The organism is Lentzea terrae (genome assembly GCF_003265345.1).
GTDB classification, from domain to species: Bacteria; Actinomycetota; Actinomycetes; order Mycobacteriales; family Pseudonocardiaceae; genus Lentzea; species Lentzea terrae.
In genome coordinates this window covers 401,454-419,906 of record NZ_QFWW01000026.1, presented here as the reverse complement: position 1 = coordinate 419,906, position 18,453 = coordinate 401,454, and the positions used below count along the sequence as shown (strand labels likewise).

Here is an 18,453-nt window from a genome sequence, read left to right as displayed (position 1 = left end):
CACCGTTGACTACCAGGACGGCCAGTGAATCTCCAAACGCGCACCACCAGCAGGTGATTCCGCCGCCCGAACCGACCCGCCCCGCCGCTGCACGAGATGCGCCACCAACGCGAGCCCCAGCCCGAAGCCGCCCGTCTGCCGCCCCCGATCCTCGTCAACCCGGTAGAACCGGTCGAACACCTTCGTCCGATGCTCAACGGGAATCCCGTGCCCGTCATCGTCCACGAGCAACCGAACGTCCCGCCCCACTGGCACCAACGTCACCGTGATCGTCGAGTAGGCATACCGAGCCGCGTTCCGCATGAGGTTGTCCAGCACCAGCTCAACCTCAGACTTGGTGGCGCTGACCAGACACGCCGACGGCGGCGCGTTCAACCGCACCAACAACTCGGTGTCGAGCCGCGACATCGCCGCCTCGGCCTCCAGCACCAAATCCACCGCCTCGGCCCGCGGCGGCGCCCCCGTATCTGCCCTGGCCAAAATCAACAGCGCGTCCACCAGCGCACTGAGCCTGATCGACTCCTCGACCACCGACTCCAGCACCTCGATGGAGAAGTCCGGATCCGGATGCGCCACCGCCACCTCAGCCTGCGCCCGCACCGACGCCACCGGCGACCGCAACTCGTGCGCCGCGTCCCCGGTGAACCGCCGCAACCGATCCGACGCCTCATCCCTGCGCGTCAGCAACGCGTTCAACGCCTCGGCCAACGCCTGCAACTCGTCCCGCGACGGCGGCACCGGCAACCGCTGCCCGTGCGGCAACTCTCCAGCAGCAACCCGCATCCGCTCCACGGGCCGCAACGACGACCGCACCGCCAGCCAAGTAGCGATCCCCACCAACCCGGCCACCAACACGGCCGCAACCGCCAACCACCGCGTCCCCAACGTGTTGGCGTTCTCGTACCCGAGCAAGGTGCTCCCGTACACCTCCAACCGAGGCGTCCCGTCCCCCGCGAACACCACCCGCCCCCGCCACCGATGCGCCGACTCCCCCTCGAGCCGCAACACCGGCTGTCCACTCCGGAGCGTCCGAATATCTTGCGCCGTCAACGGAAGCGCAGGCCCCCCGTCCACCGGCACGCCAGCGACATCCAGCAACCGCGGCGGCTGCTTCTCCAACTCCTGGTCCACCGCGGTGATCTGGATGAGCCCGATCAACGCAGGCGCCAGCCCGGTGAACGCCAGCAGGCACAACAACGCCACCCCGGTGGCCACCACGGTGATCCGGAAGCGCAACGTCCGCCGAAACCACCAGCGGCGAGGGTTCACTTGTTCCCCAAGGCACTGTCCAGATCCGGAGTAGACGCTATGTATCCGTGCCCGCGGATCGTCCGCACCACTTCCCCGGCCCCCACCGCCTCCAGCTTGCGCCTGAGGTACCCCACGTAAACCTCAACCGCATTCCGCGTCGCAGCCTGCTCGTCCCCCCAAACAGTCCGCAACAACTCGTCCTTGGTGACCACCGACCCAGCCCTGGACGCCAACACGTCCAACACCGCGTACTCCCGAGGACTCAACGACACGTCCTGCCCTGCCCAGCTGACCTCCCGAAGCCCCCGATCGATCACGAGGTTCCCCAAGGTCAACTTCCGCCGCGCCCCTCCACCTCTTCTCAACAACGCCCGAACCTGCGCCACCAACACCACAAAGCTGAACGGCTTGACCAGGTACCCGTCGGCCCCCAGATCCAGCCCGTCCGCCTGGTCGATCTCCCCGTCCTTCGCCGACACCATCAACACCGGTGTCCGCACCCCGTCGGCCCGCATGCGCTGCAACACCCGATACCCCGACAACCCGGGCAACATGATGTCCAACAGCACCACGTCAAAGGCCCCGGTCAACGCCACCCTGAGGGCCGTGGGCCCGTCAGCGGCCGTGACAACTTCCATTCCTTCAGCCGCCAGCCCGCGCTCCAACGCCCGGCGCACGCCGACTTCGTCGTCCACGACCAGCACTCGAGGCTTCACACCGCACAGCATGCCGCGCTCTCAGCTTCACCGCCCGCAAGATCTCAGCCGACTCTCAGCAAGCCCCCGCCAGCACGCCGAAGGCGGAGATCAGCCCCGAGGCCGAAGGCGAGGCGACCTGAAGGCGAAGCCGAGGCGCTTGAACGCTTGAAACGCGGTGCGGGCGGCACCACCTACGTAGCGCGCAGCCGCCCAAAGCAACAGGCGTGCCATCAGCCCAAGAGCGGCGTGGTACCCCCAGATCAGATTGGCGGGGTTTGGGGGCGGCGCCTCCCAAGGGGAAGCACGCAACAGCAACCCGCCCTAAGCAACTGGGGAACGCTACGAAACCGGAACGCCACCCACGCAAAGCGACCCCGCACGGACAACAACCCGCCAGCCGCCGACGCAACAGGGGGACGACCTACGGACCCCAAGCGCCCACGCCGGAACGGCGAACGGACCCCGCCGGAACGGCGGCAACCAGCACAAACCCCCACCGAGAACTAGTCTCAGCACCATCTCAGCAACCCGCCCCCAAGCTGTAACTACAAGCCCTTGGAGGAGGGGACCAGAAATGATCAACCGAAAGGTGACCCTGGCCGCAGCAGCGGCCGGTGTGGTCACGGGCGCAGCAGGCCTCAGCCTGCTGGCCATGCCAGCAGGCGCAGGCCAGCCGCCATCCCTACCGGCCGTCTCCGCAGAAACCCTGGTGGAGCAGGTCCTGACCGCAAAACCAGCCGCATTCGGCGGCACGGTGGAAGTCGACAACAAGCTCGGACTCCCGGCCATCTCGGAGATCCCGCAGCTCGCAGACGGCAAGCACAGCGCCAGGATCTGGACCGACGGCAACGGCAAGCTCCGCCTCGCCCTGCCGAACGGCCAGTCCGAGCAGACCATCGTCGACGACGGCAAGACCACCTGGTCCTGGAACTCGCAGGACAACGAGGTCACGAAGTCCGAGCACAAGGCTGACCCGCGCCCGGACAAGGAACAGGCCCAGGAGCAGAAGGCAGTCGATCCGGCCACCGCGGCCAAGGAGATCGTCACCCAGACCAAGGAGTTCAGCGACATCACGGTCGACGGCACCGCAAGGGTCGCCAACCGCGCCGCCTACGAACTCGTCCTGACCCCGAAGGCCAGCGAGAAGACGCTGGTCCGAGAGGTCAGGATCGCGGTCGACTCCGAGCTCAAGATGCCGCTCAGGGTCGCCGTCCTGACCAACGGCGCGGCCGAGCCGGCCGGCACCGTGGGCTTCAGCAGCATCAACGTCGGCCCGCAGGACCCGAAGCTGTTCGAGTTCACCCCGCCCGCCAACGCCAAGGTCACCACGCCGGAGGCCAAGGAGGCCGAGGCCCGCGAGAAGCTGCCGGAAGCAGGCCTGGAAGCAGCCCTGCAGGGTGAGGACCCGCAGCTCTTCGGCACGGGCTGGGACACGGTGATCGGCGGGAGGATTCCTGCCGAGGCCATGACGCAGGTGCCTGCCGAGGCGCAGGGGCTGGTCGACCGGTTCACCAAGAAGGTCAGCGGTAGCTGGGGCAGCGGCAAGCTGTTCACCACCAAGGTCGCCACGATCCTGATCGCGGACGACGGCCGGGTTGTCGCCGGTGCCGTCCCCGAGCAGGTGCTGTTCGACACGATCGGACAGGTGAAGTGACCACCTCGACCAGCGCGCCGGTGACGACGGAGAAAGCCACCGTCGTCGCCGCGCGGACCAAGGGTCTGCGCAAGGAGTACGGGAGCACGGTCGCGGTCGACCGCGTCGACCTCGAGCTGCCGGAAGGTGCTGTGCTCGGCATGCTCGGCCCCAACGGGTCGGGCAAGACGACCACGATCCGGATGCTGCTCGGGTTGGTGCGGCCGACGCAGGGGGAGATCGAGCTCCTCGGCAAACCCCTGCCGGACGGGGCCGAGCAGGCGCTGCCGCACGTGGGCGCGCTGGTCGAGGGTCCGGGGTTCCACCCGTTCCTGAGTGGCCGGGAGAACCTCATCAGGTGTGCCGCGTTCGAGCCGCTCCTCGAGAAGCGCAACATCAAGCAGGCTGTCGAGGACGCGCTCGAACGCGTCGGGCTCGCGCAGGCGGCCCACCGCAGGTACCGGGGGTACTCGCTCGGCATGAAGCAACGTCTCGGCCTGGCCGCGGCGTTGCTCGTGCCGCGCAAGCTGGTCGTGCTCGACGAGCCGACCAACGGCCTCGACCCGGCCGGCACGCGGGAGATCCGCAAGATCATCGCCGAGCTGCACGCGGCAGGCAGCACCGTCCTCGTCTCCAGCCACCTGCTGAGCGAGGTCGAGGCCACCTGCACGCACGTCGCCGTGCTGCACCGCGGCACCGTGGTGGCGCAGGGCGAACTGACCGAGCTGCTGCAGGCGGGCGGGTCGGCGCTCCAGGTCATCACCCCGGACGTCGAGATCGCGCTCAGCGCATTGCGCAGCGCCAAGATCTCCGGACGACCGCTCGGCGACGGCCTCCGGGTCGAGCTCGCCGGGACGTCCGCGCCGCAGGTGATCGAGACGCTGGTCAAGGCCGGCGTCGGGATCTACGAGGCGACCCGGTGGAAGACGGGCTTGGAGGAGCTGTTCGCCCGGCTCACCGAGGCCGAAGAGGCCGAGCGCGGAATGTCCGCTGTGGACACACTGGACGGGGGACCGCGATGATCACGCGTCAGTTCGGTTCCGAGGTGCGGTGGATGCTGCGCCGCCCGCGGACCATCATCGGCCTGTTCGGGCTCGTCCTCGTGCCGATCATCATCAGCTTCGGCATCTGGACCGCCGGTGAGGGCAGCGACGGGCCGCCTGGGCTCGGCGCGATCCTGCAGGGCAACGGCATGGTCGTGCCGATCTTCACGCTGTTCCTGTCGCTCAACCTGCTGCTGCCGCTGGTGGCGTCGATCTGGGCGGCCGACGGACTCGCGGGCGAGGCGCAGCATGGCACCTTGCGCGGCCTGCTGGTGGCGCCGGTGTCACGGGTGCGGCTGCTGTTCGTGAAGCTGTTCGGGCTCACCGCGATGTCGCTCTTCGCCGTCACGCTGATGGCGGTCGTGGGCATCATCGCCGGCACCGCGTTCCTCGGCACCAACGGCATGATGACCCTCTCCGGCACCACGCTGACCACCGGAGAAGGCCTGCTGCGCATCGCGTTGTTCATCATCCTGGTGACGTTCCAGATGGTGTCGATCGGCGCGGTCGCCCTCGCCGTCTCCGCGACCACCGAGCACCCGCTGGTGGTGCAGGCGGCGACGATGACGACGATCATCGTGTTCCAGGTGCTGGGGCAGTTCTCGTCGCTCGACTGGCTGCACCCGTTCCTGATCACGACCGGGTTCCCGGGCCTGATCGACGTGATGCGAGACCCGATCCCGACCGGCCAGATCTGGGACAGCACGCTGCTCGCGGGCTGCTACCTGCTGATCGGCACGGGCCTCGCGGCGATGCGCCTGATCACGAAGGACAGCTGAGCCGAGCGCGCAACTTCTCGACGTGAGGCCAACGCTGCTCGCCGGTGGCGAACCGCGGTAGCGGCTTCGACCCGTAGAGGTCGTCGCCGTGGTACCGGGGAAAGACGTGGAAGTGGTAGTGCCACGCGTCCTGACCACCGGCGGGCTCGTTGTGCTGACGGGTCGAGATGCCGTTACATCCGTACGCGGCCCGCATCGCCACGGCGGGCTCGTGCAGTGTCATCTAACGAAAGCCGCCCTCGCTGTTGACGACCTGACCAGTGATCCACTCGGCGTCGTCGGTGCAGAGCCACGAGACCAGCCGGGCGGCGTCGTCCGGCTGGCCCCAGCGGCCCAGCGGCATCCGCTCCCGCACCCACTCGTGCGTCTCCCCGGTCGCATAACCGGTGTCGGTCGGGCCGGGGTTCACGGCGTTGATCGTGATCCCCTGCCTGATCAGGTGGTGCGACAACGTCGGCATGATCCCCACCAGCGCGCCCTTCGCCGCCGCGTACGCGACCTCGTTCGGCATCGGCCCGAGGTTCTGCCCGGACGTCATGAGCACAACCCGCCCGCCCTTCGCACCGTTGTGCTGACGGGCAAACGCTTGCGTCAGCAGGATGGTCGACCGCGTGTTAACGGCGTAGTGGCGGTCCAGCTTGGCCGCGTCCAGCTCGCCCAACGGACCGTCCGACCCGCTGAGCGCGTGGTTGCACACCAGGATGTCCACTCGCCCGTACGCCTCGACCGCCGCCGCGACCAGCTGATCCGGCGCGTCCGGCTCAGTCAGATCCATGCCCACGTGTTCCACGCGACCATCGATGCCGTCGATCACCTCGTCGATCGAGTCGGCGCCCCACGGCTGCGCGGCATCGTGCGTCACGTGGTGCTGCACGAACAGGTCAGCGCCCATCCCCGCCAGCCGGGACGCGATCGCGTACCCGATTCCCTGCCGCCTGCTCACTCCGGTGACGAGCGCGACTCGCCCTTCAAGATGTCCCATAGGACGCCCAGCTAACCGACCCGAGCGACGCCGTCCAAGTCAATTTCGAGCCGCACCCGGTCCCCGACCTCGGTCATCGGCCCGACTGCCTCGTACTCCTCGCCGTCGATCTCCACGAGCAACCGCACGTGATCACGCCGGTGCACCCGCTCCAGCACCGTGCCCTCCAATGCACCGGAGTCGGCCACCCGCAACGCCGTGGCCCGCAACCCGACCCGTTCGACGGACAGGCCCACGAACGAGCCAGGGACGAACTTGTTGCACCCCAGGAACTTCGCGGTCTCCACGTCGACCGGTGACGACCACACCTCGGCCGGCGGTCCGACCTGGACGATGCGGCCGCGCGACATGATCGCCACCCGGTCGGCCAGCGTGAACGCCTCGTCGTGGTCGTGCGTCACGACCAGGGCGGTCGTGGCCGCCTCCCGCAGCAAGCGCGCCAGATCGACCGCGAGCTGTTCGCGCAACGCCCGGTCCAGCGCCGACAACGGCTCGTCCAGCAGCAACAACCGCGGCGACGGGGCCAAGGCCCGCGCCAGCGCCACCCGTTGCTGCTCCCCACCGGACAGCTGCGTCACGCGCCGATCCGCGTAGCCCTCGAGGCCGACGAGTTCCAGCAGCGACAGCACCCGCTTGTCCCGCTCGAAGCGGTCCACCCGATGCATCCGCAGCCCGAAGGCCACGTTCCCGGCCACCGACCGGTGCGGGAACAGCTGCCCGTCCTGGAAGACCAGCCCGAACTCGCGCTTGTGCACCGGCACCCCGGCCAGGTCCGCCGAATCCCAGCAAACCGAGCCCGCGGAAGGCTTTTCCAGCCCGGCGATCGTGCGCAACAGCGTCGACTTCCCGCACCCCGACGGCCCGAGCAGCGCGACGACCTCGCCGTCCGCCACGGTCAAGGACACGTCGGACACCGCGGCCGTCTGTCCATACCGGACGGTGATCGAGTCAAGTTCCAGCGCCATCAGAACTCCCCGCTGCTCGGCACGCGCAACCGCTCGATCAGCAGCACGCACCCGACCGTGACGACCATCAGCAGCGCACACGCCGCATAAGCCATCTGGCTGTTCAACTCCCCCGGCCGCGACATCAGCCGCGCGATCACCACCGGCAACGTCGGCGCGTCCGGCCGCGCCAGGAAGCTCGTGGCCCCGAACTCCCCCAGCGCCACCACGTAGCCGAACCCGGCGGCGGCCACCAGCGACCGCCCGACCAGCGGCAGATCGACCTCACGCCACACCCGCACCGGCGAGGCGCCCAACGTCGCCGCCGCCTGCCGGAGCCGTTCGTCGACGGCCCGCAACACCGGCAGCACCATCCGCACGATCAACGGCGTCACCACCAACGCCTGCGCCAGCGGCACCAGCAGCGGCGACGTCCGGAAATCGCCGGGCAACGCGTCCATCGTCACCAGGTACCCGAAACCGACGGTCACCGCGGACACCCCGAGCGGCAACATCAACGCGGTGTCGAGCACCTCGGCGATCCGGCCGCCCGACCTCCGCAACCCGACCAGCACAACGGCCGAGAACACCCCGACCACCAGGGCCACGGTCGTCGCGTCGAACGCCGTCCGCACCGAGTTGAAGGCCGCGTCGAGCCCGGTCACCGCCAACGTCCCGCGATCGCCGCGGGTGGCCAGTGCGGCATACCCGGCGAAGCTCCAACCGTCCCGAGTGGACAGCGAACGCGCGACCAGCCCGATCACCGGCGTCAGCAGCGCCACGACCACCAGACCGGCCGCGGCGACGACGTACCACTCACCGCCGGACGGCCGTCGCGCCAGCTCTTCCCTGCCGCGCAACGACAACGCGGTCTCCCGCCGGCGCCGGGCCAGCGCCCCCAGCACCAGCACCGCCAGCACGGCGGCGAACTGCAGCAGCGACAGGGCAGCCGCACCGGACAGGTCGAACAGCTCGACGGTCCGCAGGTAGATCTCGGTCTCCAGGGTCCGGTACCGCGACCCGCCCAACACCAGCACCACACCAAAGCTGGTGGCACAAAAGAGAAACACGACCGCGGCTGCCGACCCGATCGCGGGCGCCAACGCGGGCAGCACCACGGACAGGAACGCCCGCGGCCGCGAAGCACCGAGAGCTCGGGCCGCGTCCTCGGCCCGTCGATCCGTGTGCGCCCACAGCCCGCCAACGGTCCGCGCGACCACGGCGACGTTGAAGAACGCGTTGGCCAGGATGATCGGCAGCACCCCGCCGTCCGGCCAGAACGTCCGGAAGGCCAGGCCCACCACGACGGTCGGCAGCACGAACGGCACCATCACCGCGGCCCGGACCAGCCCGAGCCCGCGAATCCGGCACCGGGCCAGCACGAACGCGACGGGCAGCCCGGCGAGCACCGCCACCAGCGTGGACGCGGCGGCCTGGCCCAGCGTGAACCCGACGAGCTCCCAGGTCTCCCCGGAGAAGAGCGCGGAGACCACCCCGCCCTCACGCAGGCCGAGGCTGACGATCGCCAGGACCGGCCAGGCGAAGAACAGAGAGAGGAAGGCCAGCGGCAGCAAAGCAGCCGCTGACCAGCCAGAACGAGCCGAGATCAGGCCGGCCCGCGCCACCGCCGACCGGCGAGGACGACCGGGGTCCGTCAGCCCTGCACGAGCTTGCGCCACTGCTCGACCCACGCTTCGCGGTTGTCCTTCACCTTGTCCGCGGGCAGCGACTGCGGGTTCGTCGGCAGCGGGGCGTCCTTGGCCCACGACTCGGGCAGCGCCACACCCTCGCGCGACGGGTAGACGTACATCTGCTCGGCCACGGTGGCCTGGAACTTCTCGCCCAGCAGGAAGTCCAGCACCTTCTGCGCGTCCACGGAGTTCTTCGCACCGGCCAGCACGCCCGCGTACTCGACCTGCCGGTAACAGGTGCTCAGCACGGCCTTGGTCTTGCCACCCTCCGCGGACGGCGACGACGCGTACGACACCACGATCGGCCGCGTGCCCTTGGTGGCCGAGAACTCCTGGTTGTAGGCCTCTTCCCAGCCGCTCACGACCTTGACGCCGTTGGCCTTGAGCTTGGTCCAGTACTCCTGCCAGCCGTTCTCGCCGAACTTCGCGATCGTGCCCAGCAGGAACGCGAGCCCCGGCGACGAGGTGGCCGGGTTCTCCACGACCAGCTTGTCCTTGAACTTCGGGTCGACCAGGTCCTCGTACGAGGTCGGCTCGACGCCACCGAGCTTGGCCGGGTCGATGTTCAGGCACACGTCGCCGACGTCCACCGCGTGCAGCCGGCCCGTCCCGTCCACCTGGTAGCGCTGCGCGCCCTTGGACGCCTCAGGTGAGGCGTACGGCGCGAACACGCCCTCGGACAGCGCCCGCGAGGCGAACGTCGAGTCGATGCCGAACGCGACGTCGCCGATCGGGTTGGCCTTGGTGAGCACCAGCTTGTTCGTGAGCTCGCCCGCGTCACCGCTCGCGATCTGCTTGACCGTGATCCCGGAGGACTTCTGGAACTCGTCCAGCACCTCCGGCTTCATCGCGAACGAGTCGTGCGTCACCAAAGTGACCTCGTGCGTCTGCGGCGCGGTCGAGGTACCGGCCGAACAACCGGTCAGGACCAAAGCGGCGGCAACAGCGAAAATCCTTCTCATCACTTCTCTCCCTACGCCGGTATGACCCGGATCAGGTGGACGGTCGAGGGCTTGCGAGCCCTCCTCTCAGCCCGGCGCTTCACCGGACTCCCGTGGCAAACGCGCAGCTTACGTGACGTGGTGGGACGATCAGGACATGGCCGAGCTGTTGAGCGACGATCAGCTGAACGACGTGCTGCCCAAACTGCCCGACTGGACCGCGCAGGACGCGGCACTGGTCAGGACCGTGGAGCTGGCGAGCTTCCCGCAGGCGATCATGGTCGTGAACCGGGTCGCGGAGATCGCGGAGAACGACAACCACCACCCGGACATCGACATCCGCTACAAGACACTGACATTTCGGCTGAGCACCCACTACAAGGGAGGAATCACGGCGCTGGACGTATCTCTCGCCGAGGAAATCGACGGAGTTCTGGACGCGTTGGCCTGATTCGGTCAAGATGTGCGCTGCCGCCGCCCGCGGATAGGAGAGGGAACACCCTCATGCGGTTGCGCACATCTTTGTTCGTTGTCGCGCTGGCAGGCAGTCTTCTGATCACACCCGCGGCCGCTCAGGCCGTGCCCTGTGCCGTGACGGACACCATGATCAAGGCTGCCCAGGCGTGGGTCACCAAGGGCACCGACCTCGCGGCGAACAACTGGTCCAACGCGAACTTCCACACCGGCAACATCGCGCAGGTCCGGACGACCGGGATCAGCAACCACAAGACGTGGCCGTGGGTGAAGGCGAACAAGTTCCTGCTGCCCGTCGACCCGGCGAACCCGTTCGCTCCGGACCCGCAGGCGAGTGGCGAGGCGTACCTCGCAGTCTCGTTCTTCCACCCCGAGCCCGAGGTGCTCCAGCCGCTGCGGGACAACCTGCGGGCCCAGGCGAAGACCGGGAAGTTCGACCACTGGAAGTCGCCGGACGCGCTGACCATGTCCCTGCCGTCGTTCACCGAGGTCGCCGTGCGCGACCTCGACCAGGACCTGCTCGACTACTCGTACCAGTCGTACCGCAACCTCAAGAAGCGGACGTTCAACGAGGTCACGGGCCTGTGGAGCCTGAACGTGCAGACTAACGGCTGGGCCGTGCAGGGTCTCGCCAAGGCGATGCTGATGCTGCCGAAGGACAACCCGTACCGCGCCGACTACGCCAAGACGCTGCGCAAGTCCGCGCAGACGTTGCGGTACCTGCAGCGCCACGACGGCTTCTGGGGCGCCACCGGCAAGGACTCCGCGGCCACTGCGATGATCACCTACGCGTTCGCGGCGGGCATCAACGCGGGCGTGCTCGACAAGGGCGCCTACCTGCCGCACGTGCAGAAGGGCTGGCAGGCGTTGCAGACCGCGCTGGACGCCGACGGACTGCTCGGCTGGACCGCGGCCCGCAACTCCTGGAAGGCAGCCTCAGCCGGCGACTCGGCTGGGTTCGCTGTCGGCAGCTTCCTCATCGCCGGGCAGCAGCTCGTCCCGCTGACGCCTGGCTGCTAGGCCGATCGCGACGAGCGTCAGCATGCCGGCCACCGGGTAGCCCCAGCCGAGCAGCGCGTAGTACCAGGGGCGCGAGAAGTCCCAGATGTTCGGCTGGGCGTTCAGCAGGAACGAGACCAGGTAACCACCGGTCAGCAGCACCCACAGGCCGGCGGTGACCTTGCAGAGGAGGTGTCCGCCCTCGTAGATCAGCCACAGGAGGGCGGGCACCATCCACACCCAGTGGTGGCTCCACGAGATCGGCGAGACCAGCAGGCCGAGCATCTGGACGCTGACGATCAACGCCAGGACGTCCTTGGTCTTGCTGACCGCGAACCACGTCAGCGCGGCCGCCACGAGCACCCCGAGGACGTAGAGCACGCCGGTCTTCACGTCGTAGCCGACCGTGCGGCTCAACGCACCGCGCATCGACTGGTTGATCGCGCTGCCGACCGGCCCGACCCTGCTCGCGTCGCCGAGCAGGTGGAACCAGAACTTGTCCGACTGCGACGGTGAGAGCGCCCAGCCGATGGCGTAGACCGCCGCGAACGCGACGAACGACCACACAGCGGCCGCCCAGCGGCGTTGGATCAGGAAGTACAGGCCGGAGATCGCGGGCGTCAGCTTGATGCCCGCGGTGAAACCCACGCCGACGCCGCCGACCCAGTTGCGCGCGCTCGCGAGCGTGCCGATCAGGATCGCGCACAGCACCAGGTTGATCTGGCCGTAGTTGAGCGTGGTGCGCACCGGCTCGATCCACAGGGCGAGGGCGGTCCACAACATCACGCGGCGCGGGTCGTCGAGCTTCAGCAGCTTGAACGTCGTGCGCACGATGTAGTACAGGCAGCCCAGGCAGATCAGCTGCCAGATCCACCGTGACGCACCCCACGGCACCCAGCTCATCGGCGTGAAGACCGCAGCCGCGAACGGTGGGTACGTGAACGGCAGCGGGAAGATGTCCGTGTCCTCCCCGAACCGGTATTCGTACAGGTCACCCGTGAACAGGTGCGGCGACCCGTTGCGGTACACCGCCAGGTCGACCATGGTCATCTTGACCTGGAACGCGACCAGGAGCAGGTGTCCGAGCACCGACAAGGCGAGCAACCACGGTGCTACGGAGAGCACACGCGCTTCCACAGCACGGAGTTTCACCCCGAAAACGTTACCTGAGGCAACTTCCGGGGGTATCCGGGCGTCATAGTCATGGGAGAGATCGCAAGAGGGAGTTTCGTCAGTCATGTCTGTTGATCTTGTAGTTGCCGCTGTCGCCGCTCTGGCCATGCTGGGGGTCGCGTTCGGAGTGTTCGCCGTTGCCGCTCGCACCAAGAGCAACGTCTGAACACATTGCCAGACAATGAAAGGGGTGAACCTCCTTTGTGGAGGTTCACCCCTTTCGCTCTGCACGAGCACTAACGCGTACTTCTGCGGCGCTTAGAAATAGTGCGCACGACCGCCGACCGGCTTGCCCACTGCGCCGAGGACGGCGAGGATCGCGCCGATCACCAGAAGCACCACTCCGATGGTCGTCAGAATGCTGATACCGGCCAGCCATCCGACGACGAGCAGGATCAGACCGAGAACGATCATGACACCTCCAGGTGGGGAATCCTTCTCTGGACTACCCCACAGAGGTCGGTACAAACCTAATCCAGTGATGCCAGCAGCTCCTCGGTCTCCGCGGTGTCCCCGTAGCCCACTTCCGCGCACAGCGCCAAGTGTTCGGCCAGCCGCTCACGAGCACTCGCGCGGTCTCCGGCCGCGAGGTGAACCTTCGCCAGTGGCACGAGCGATTCGGTCAGCGCCCTGACGTTGCCGTTCACCCTGTGCAATCGAACGGATTCGCTGTAGCAGCGCACCGCCTCCTCCGGTCGGCCGAGCCGGAGGTGGATCTCGCCGAGGATCTCCTGGTTTTCGCCGCCGTCGATGTCGGGCAGGTGTTCCAGCCCGGCGAACAGCTCCGCCGCCCGGCCGCAGTGCTCCAGTGCCCGGTCGACGTCCCCCACCCGGTAGTACGCCCGGCCGAGCGCGCCGAGGTGGCTGGCCACGTCGTAGGCCACGTTGTGGTTGAGCGACCGCGGATGCACGTGCAGCAGCGCCTCCAGCATGTCTTGATAGCGATGCTGCCGCTCCAGCGTGTAAGCGAGCCCGCACGCGACGTTCAGCTCCGACCGGACGTCCCCGGCCAGTGCGTCGAAGTGCAGCGCCTGCCGGAGGTGGTGCTCGGCCGCTCCGAGCTCGTTGACCCCCAGGAGCCGCGCGCCGAGGAATCGGTGCATGCGGCTCTGCGCGTAGATGTCACCGGTGCGCTGTGCCGCGGCCAGGCCGGCGCGATAGGTGCGTTCACCACTGCCGAGGGCGAGTCTGTGGCCCGAATAGGTGTGCTGCATCTGCACCAGACGCCAGACCAGATCGTCTTCCACGCGGTCGAGCAGGCCGATCAGGACGGCGTGTTCGGCCGCGAACCACGCAAAGGACTCGTCCCTGTCCCAGTCCTGCCCGAGAACCAGCACACCGGGGGCGGGAGGGCTCGGCACTGCGGTGTTGACCACGTCGCTGGTGCGAGTCCAACAGCCGTGCGTGGTGTGGAAGTAGTGGTCGACCAGACGGCGCCACGCCTGCGCACGTTCAGCGTCCGGCAGCTGGGCCACCCGTTCTGCCGCGTAGTCGCGCAGCAGGTCGTGCAGGGCGTACCGGCCGCTGCCCGACGTGCTGACCAGGCTGTTCGAGGCGAGTTCCGCCAGCACCCGCCGTGCCTCGGTGCGGGGAAGCGCGGCGAGGCTCGCGACGGCCTCCATCGCGAAGTCCGGGCCGGGATGGAGGCCGAGCAGCACGAACACCCTGGCCGCGTGGTCGCTGACCGACCGCAGCGACCACGAGAAGACCGCGCGGACACCGGTCGCGGGATCGTCGAGGTCGAGCGCGTCGAGCCGTTCCTGCTCCAGCTCGTCGACGAGCGTCGTGAGCGAGTCGCCGAACGCCGCCCGCGCGGCCACGATGCCGAGTGCCAACGGCAGCCCCGCACACCGTTTGACCAGGCGCGACACCGCGTCCGGCTCGGCCGCGACCCGCGCGGCGCCGATCCGTTCGCTCAACAGGTCGACGGCGGCCTGCTCGTCCAGCACGTCGAGCGCGACCGGTTGGGCGCCCTCTCTCGCAACCAGCCCCTTGAGCCGGTTGCGGCTGGTGATGAGCACGAGGTTGCCCGCTCCGCCCGGCAGCAGCGGACGGACCTGCTCGGCGTCGCGGGCGTTGTCGAGCACGAGCAGCACCTGCCGCTCGGCCAGCGCCGACCGGTACGCCGCAACCAGCGCGTCCTCGGACGACGGGATGTCACCCGTCGCCACGCCGAGCGCTACCAGGAAGTCGCGGACGACGGAGAACGGCTCCAGCGGCTCGGCGCGGGTGTCGAAGCCGCGCAGGTTGACGTAGAGCTGGCCGTCCGGGAAGCGGTCGGCTACCTGGTGCGCCCACCGCAGCGCGAGGGCGGTCTTGCCGACGCCGCCGATGCCGTTGATCGCGGAGATGAGGACGGGTTCGCCCGGCCGCGTGGTCAGCATCTCGGTCAGCCGCGCCAGCTCGTGCTCGCGACCGACGAAGTGCGGGACACCGGCCGGGAGCTGACGAGGCAACGCGGCCGTCGGGACCTCTCCGCTGAGGACCTGCTCGTGCGCGTGGCGCAACCGCGGACCGGGATCCACGCCGAGCTCGTCGGCGAGGTGGTCGCGGACCTCCTGGTAGACCGCGAGCGCCTCGGCCTGCCGGTTCGACCGGTGCAGCGCGAGCATCAGCTGCGCCCAGAACGTCTCGCGCAACGGGTGTTTCTTGACCAGCGACCGCAGCTCCGGCACCAGCACGTCGGCGTCGCGGGACAGGTCCTGGTCGATGCGGCGTTCCAGCGCGACGACCTGCTCCTCGACCAACCGCGGCACATCGTCGCGGTGCAGCGCCTCGGACGTGACGTTGGCCAGCACCGGCCCGCGCCACAGCTCCAGCGCCGCACGGTGTTCGCCCTGCGCGGTGAGCGCACGGAAGCGGGCGAGGTCGAGCTGACCCGGCGCGACTTCAGCCGAGTAACCGCGCGACGACGTCTGGATGCAGTTCGCCGCACCCAGCGCCTGCCGCAGTCTGCTCACCGTCATGTGGAACGTCTTGTACGCACGGTCCCCTTCCGGCGGCGCACCGTCCCACACCCGGTCGACCAACTCGTCGACGGTCACAAACTCGTTGGCGCGCAACAACAACGTCGCAAGCAACACACGTCCGCGACCGGCCGGAAGCGCCACCGGCTCACCGTTGTGGATGACCTCCAGCGGCCCCAGCACGCGGTACTCGACGGTCACGCCAGTCCTCCGGATGTGTTCAGCCGTTCGAAGATGGAGTCCGCCTCCTCGAGATCCGCACGGGCACGTTCGTCCTCGCCCGCCGCGAGGTGGGCCTTGGACTTCAGCACGAGCGCGTCCGCCAAGTCCTTGTCGCTCCGCATCACGCGCCAGATCTCCACCGCCCGCGCGTAGCAGTCGAGCGCTTCGGCGGGCCGACCGACCGCGAGGTGCACGTCGCCGAGCGTCTCCAGGTTCGACGGGAAACTGGTGTCCAGCGTTGCTCGGTCGTACTCGGCGAACCACTCAGCGGCGCGCAGGCACAGTTCGAGCGCTCGCCCGTGGTCCCCCAGCAGGAAGTGGGCGCGGCCGAGCACACTCAGGTGGCACGCGCCCTCCCAGCGGTCCGGATCGGCGAGGATCCGCTCGTGGACGTTCAGCAGGACGTCGAGGGCCTCCCGGTGGCGGCCCTGACGTTCGTAGAGGTGGGCGATGCCGCGCCGGAGGTTGGACTCGCCCGTGACCGTGCCGTGCTGCGCGGCGAACCGCAGCGACTCCAGAAAGTGGTGCTCGGCCTCGTGGAGCGACCGCTTCGCCATGAGAATCGCGCCGAGGCGGCGGTGCAGGCCCGCCTGCGCGTACCCGTCCTGCTGCCGTGCCGCGGCGGCCAGCGCGCGCTGGTGGCCGGCGACCGCGTCGTCCAACCGGCTGGTGCGCATGAGCTGCGGGTGCAACGCGAACATGAGCTGCCACACCAGTTCGTCGTGTCCGGCGGCCTCGGCCCTCGCCAGCACGCCGAGCAGCACCCTGAGCTCGGTCTCGAACCACTCGTCCGCGCGCTCCCGGTCGTCGAACCGCAGCACGAGCGCGCCTTCGACCGGTGGGCCGCTGACCCAGATCTTCGAGTTGTAGCTGGTGAGATGTGACAAGACGGCCGCAGTGTGCAGATAGTGGTCGAACATGCGGCGTTGAGCCGACGTCCGTTCGTCCTCCAGCAGCTCGTCGACGCGTTCTGCCGCGTAGTCGCGCAACAGGTCGTGCAGCACGAACCGGCCTGTGACGCCGCGGCTGACCAGGCTGCTGCCGACCAGTTCGTCCAGCAGCTTCGTCGTGGCGCCGAGCGGCATTCCAGCGAGGCTTGCCGCCGCTTCGGGTGTGAAGTCGGGCCCTGGATGCAGGCCGAGCAGCACGAACAGCCTGGTCGCGGGCGGCGTGAGGGACCGCAGCGACCACGAGAAGACCGCGCGGATGCCGGTGGCCGGGTCGTCGACGTCCAGTGCGGTCAGGCGTTCGCGTTCGAGCTGGTCGGCGAGCGAACCGAGCCCCTGCTCGGTCGCGCGGGCGGCTACGAGGGCGAGTGCGAGCGGCAGACCGGCGCATTGCGCGACAAGCCTTGCGGTTGCCCCCGGTTCGGCGCTGATCCGGTGCGCGCCGAGCCGTTGGGCGAGCAACGCCCGTGCCTGCTCGTCGTTCAGCACGTCGAGCTGGACAGGATGCGCTCCCTCTCTCGCAACGAGCCCTCTGAGCCGGTTGCGGCTGGTGACGAGGACGAGGTTGGCGGCGCCGCCGGGGAGCAACGGTCGGACCTGGGCGACGTCCCGAGCGTTGTCGAGCAGCAGCAGCAAGCGTCGCCTGGCGAGCACCGACCGGTAGAGCGCGAACAACACGTCGTCGCTGTCCGGGAGTTCAGCGGCGCCGACTCCCAGTGCTATCAGGAAGTTCCGTGCGGCCACCCGTGCCGCGACCGGCTCGGCGTGGGTGTCGAAGCCGCGGAGGTTCACGTAGAGCTGGCCGTCGGGGAACCGGTCGGCGATCAGGTGGGCCCAGTGCAGGGCGAGCGCGGTCTTGCCCACCCCGCCGATCCCGTTGAACGCGGTGATCAGCACCGGCTCGCCCGGCAGCGCGCCGAGCCTGGCCAGCTCCGGCTCCCTGCCGACGAAGTGCGGCACGCCGGCGGGGAGCTGGCGCGGGACGTCCTGCTGGATCTCGAGCACCTGCTGGTGGGCCTGCCGCAGCCGCGGGCCGGGGTCGACGCCGAGCTCGTCGGCGAGGTGGTCACGGATCTCCTGATAGACGGCGAGCGCCTCGGCCTGCTGGTTGGACCGGTGCAGGGCGAGCATCAGCTGCGCCCAGAACGTCTCGCGCAACGGGTGCTTGCGGACCAGCGACCGCAGTTCCGGCACCAGCACGTCGGTGTCGCCGGACAGCTCCTGGTCGATCCGCTGCTCCAGCGTGACGAGCTGCTCCTCGATCAACCGCGGCACGTCGTCGCGGTGCAGCGACTCCGAGGCGATGTCGCTCAACGCCGGACCGCGCCAGAGCTCCAGTGCGGCGCGGTACTCGCCCTGCGCGGTGAGGGCCCGGAAACACGTGAGATCGAGCTGCTCCGGCGTGATCTCCGCGGTGTAGCCGCGCGAGGACGTGCGCACGCAGTTGGCCGCGCCCAACGACTGCCGCAGCCGCGCCACGACCATTTGCAAGGTCTTGTGCGCGCGGTCGACCGTCGGCGGCTGCCCTTCCCAGAGCCGTTCGACCAACTCGTCGACGGTCACAAACTCGTTGGCGCGCAACAACAACGTCGCAAGCAGCACACGTCCGCGGCCAGCAGGAAGCGCCACCGGCTCACCGTTGTGGATGACCTCCAGCGGCCCCAGCACGCGGTACTCGACGATCACACCGAGTGAGTCTAGGTGTGCGAG

16 protein-coding genes and 1 riboswitch are annotated in these 18,453 nt (G+C 68.8%); of the genes, 5 read left to right on the top strand and 11 right to left on the bottom strand.

Going from position 1 to position 18,453, the window contains the following annotated elements; all coding sequences use genetic code 11:
* Positions 1-9 precede the first annotated feature (9 nt).
* Both DI276_RS33590 and DI276_RS33585 read right to left on the bottom strand, forming a co-directional pair.
* Positions 10-1,269, bottom strand: coding sequence for a sensor histidine kinase (locus tag DI276_RS33590; RefSeq protein ID WP_112270859.1), 1,260 nt, complete (start codon positions 1,267-1,269; stop codon positions 10-12).
* Positions 1,266-1,979 carry a response regulator transcription factor gene (locus DI276_RS33585; protein WP_198681065.1) on the bottom strand — a complete coding sequence of 238 codons (714 nt, stop codon included), beginning with the start codon at positions 1,977-1,979 and terminating at the stop codon, positions 1,266-1,268. Before DI276_RS33585 ends, DI276_RS33590 begins: the two co-directional genes overlap by 4 nt.
* A gap of 544 nt (positions 1,980-2,523) precedes the next feature.
* Here DI276_RS33585 and DI276_RS33580 point away from each other — a divergent pair.
* Genes DI276_RS33580 through DI276_RS33570 form a run of 3 tightly spaced genes read left to right on the top strand, consistent with a single transcriptional unit; the run spans position 2,524 to position 5,404 of the window.
* The gene (locus tag DI276_RS33580; RefSeq protein ID WP_112270855.1) at positions 2,524-3,603 is read left to right on the top strand and encodes a LolA family protein; all 1,080 of its coding nucleotides are present in this window, start codon (positions 2,524-2,526) and stop codon (positions 3,601-3,603) included.
* Entirely contained in the window at positions 3,600-4,604 is a 1,005-nt protein-coding gene (locus DI276_RS33575) for an ABC transporter ATP-binding protein (RefSeq protein ID WP_112270852.1), read from the top strand. The genes DI276_RS33580 and DI276_RS33575 overlap by 4 nt, the downstream gene beginning before the upstream one ends.
* Positions 4,601-5,404, top strand: coding sequence for an ABC transporter permease (locus tag DI276_RS33570; RefSeq protein WP_112270850.1), 804 nt, complete (start codon positions 4,601-4,603; stop codon positions 5,402-5,404). Before DI276_RS33575 ends, DI276_RS33570 begins: the two co-directional genes overlap by 4 nt.
* On the opposite strand, the gene DI276_RS33565 is transcribed toward DI276_RS33570, so the two are convergent.
* From DI276_RS33565 to DI276_RS33545, 5 genes are all read right to left on the bottom strand, one after another.
* On the bottom strand, positions 5,388-5,627 hold the full coding sequence (locus tag DI276_RS33565) for an HIT family protein (RefSeq protein WP_198681064.1): 240 nt from the start codon (positions 5,625-5,627) through the stop codon (positions 5,388-5,390). The genes DI276_RS33570 and DI276_RS33565 overlap by 17 nt on opposite strands.
* Positions 5,628-6,386: an SDR family oxidoreductase gene (locus DI276_RS33560; protein WP_112270848.1), complete on the bottom strand. Its 759-nt coding sequence runs from the start codon at positions 6,384-6,386 to the stop codon at positions 5,628-5,630.
* Positions 6,387-6,397: 11 nt separating this feature from the next.
* Entirely contained in the window at positions 6,398-7,351 is a 954-nt protein-coding gene (locus DI276_RS33555; protein ID WP_112270846.1) for an ABC transporter ATP-binding protein, read from the bottom strand.
* Complete coding sequence (locus DI276_RS33550; RefSeq protein ID WP_232837124.1) at positions 7,351-8,955, bottom strand: ABC transporter permease; 1,605 nt, start codon at positions 8,953-8,955, stop codon at positions 7,351-7,353. Before DI276_RS33550 ends, DI276_RS33555 begins: the two co-directional genes overlap by 1 nt.
* A gap of 29 nt (positions 8,956-8,984) precedes the next feature.
* The gene (locus tag DI276_RS33545) at positions 8,985-9,983 is read right to left on the bottom strand and encodes a thiamine ABC transporter substrate-binding protein (RefSeq protein WP_112271464.1); all 999 of its coding nucleotides are present in this window, start codon (positions 9,981-9,983) and stop codon (positions 8,985-8,987) included.
* Positions 9,975-10,087: riboswitch (TPP riboswitch) on the bottom strand. It overlaps the preceding gene by 9 nt.
* 32 nt (positions 10,088-10,119) lie before the next feature.
* Between DI276_RS33545 and DI276_RS33540 the strand changes: the two genes are divergently transcribed.
* Both DI276_RS33540 and DI276_RS33535 read left to right on the top strand, forming a co-directional pair.
* Entirely contained in the window at positions 10,120-10,413 is a 294-nt protein-coding gene (locus DI276_RS33540; RefSeq protein WP_112271462.1) for a 4a-hydroxytetrahydrobiopterin dehydratase, read from the top strand.
* A 59-nt stretch (positions 10,414-10,472) separates the two neighbouring features.
* On the top strand, positions 10,473-11,456 hold the full coding sequence (locus tag DI276_RS33535; protein ID WP_157985094.1) for a glycoside hydrolase family 88 protein: 984 nt from the start codon (positions 10,473-10,475) through the stop codon (positions 11,454-11,456).
* Here the strand turns inward: DI276_RS33535 and DI276_RS33530 are convergent.
* The 4 genes from DI276_RS33530 to DI276_RS33520 all read right to left on the bottom strand — a co-directional run bounded on the left by DI276_RS33530 (position 11,373) and on the right by DI276_RS33520 (position 18,429).
* Positions 11,373-12,587: a mannosyltransferase gene (locus DI276_RS33530; RefSeq protein ID WP_112270840.1), complete on the bottom strand. Its 1,215-nt coding sequence runs from the start codon at positions 12,585-12,587 to the stop codon at positions 11,373-11,375. The two genes, DI276_RS33535 and DI276_RS33530, sit on opposite strands and share 84 nt — an antisense overlap.
* A gap of 279 nt (positions 12,588-12,866) precedes the next feature.
* On the bottom strand, positions 12,867-13,022 hold the full coding sequence (locus DI276_RS51375; RefSeq protein ID WP_086662791.1) for a DUF6131 family protein: 156 nt from the start codon (positions 13,020-13,022) through the stop codon (positions 12,867-12,869).
* Positions 13,023-13,078: 56 nt separating this feature from the next.
* The gene (locus DI276_RS33525) at positions 13,079-15,775 is read right to left on the bottom strand and encodes an AfsR/SARP family transcriptional regulator (RefSeq protein WP_198681063.1); all 2,697 of its coding nucleotides are present in this window, start codon (positions 15,773-15,775) and stop codon (positions 13,079-13,081) included.
* On the bottom strand, positions 15,772-18,429 hold the full coding sequence (locus DI276_RS33520) for an AfsR/SARP family transcriptional regulator (protein WP_157985093.1): 2,658 nt from the start codon (positions 18,427-18,429) through the stop codon (positions 15,772-15,774). Before DI276_RS33520 ends, DI276_RS33525 begins: the two co-directional genes overlap by 4 nt.
* Positions 18,430-18,453 lie beyond the last annotated feature (24 nt).